The sequence below is a fragment of the Nonomuraea corallina genome (assembly GCF_027620315.1).
Classification (GTDB): Bacteria; Actinomycetota; Actinomycetes; order Streptosporangiales; family Streptosporangiaceae; genus Nonomuraea; species Nonomuraea corallina.
The window spans coordinates 1-477 of the sequence record NZ_JAPNNL010000361.1 but is presented as its reverse complement, the minus strand read 5'-3'; the positions used below and the strand labels follow the sequence as shown (position 1 = coordinate 477).

Genomic DNA, 477 nt, shown 5'->3' with positions numbered 1-477 from the left:
TGGACGTCGTCGGACTTGATGGTCAGGAGCTCCTGCAGCGCGTAGGCGGCGCCGTACGCCTCCAGCGCCCACACCTCCATCTCGCCGAAGCGCTGTCCGCCGAACTGCGCCTTACCGCCGAGCGGCTGCTGAGTGATCATGGAGTACGGGCCGGTCGACCGGGCGTGGATCTTGTCGTCGACCAGGTGGTGCAGCTTGAGGATGTAGATGTAGCCGACCGAGATCGGGTAGGGGAACGGCTCGCCGGAGCGCCCGTCGAACAGCCGGGCCTTCCCGCTCCGCTCGACCAGCCGGCCCCCGTCGCGGTTGGGGATCGTACGGTCGAGCAACCCGATGATCTCCTCCTCGGTGGCGCCGTCGAAGACCGGGGTCGCGACGTTGGTGCGCGGCTCCACGCGTTCGAAGCCCTTCTCGCGCAGCCGCTCGGCCCAGGCCTCCTCGACACCCGAGATGTCCCAGCCGCGGGCGGCGATCCAC

The 477-nt window shown here is 69.4% G+C and carries 1 protein-coding gene; it reads right to left on the bottom strand.

Annotated elements, in window-relative coordinates:
* Positions 1–477, bottom strand: a 477-nt coding sequence (locus tag OUY22_RS36700) for a DNA-directed RNA polymerase subunit beta (RefSeq protein WP_456299860.1), incomplete at both ends; no start/stop codon positions are given.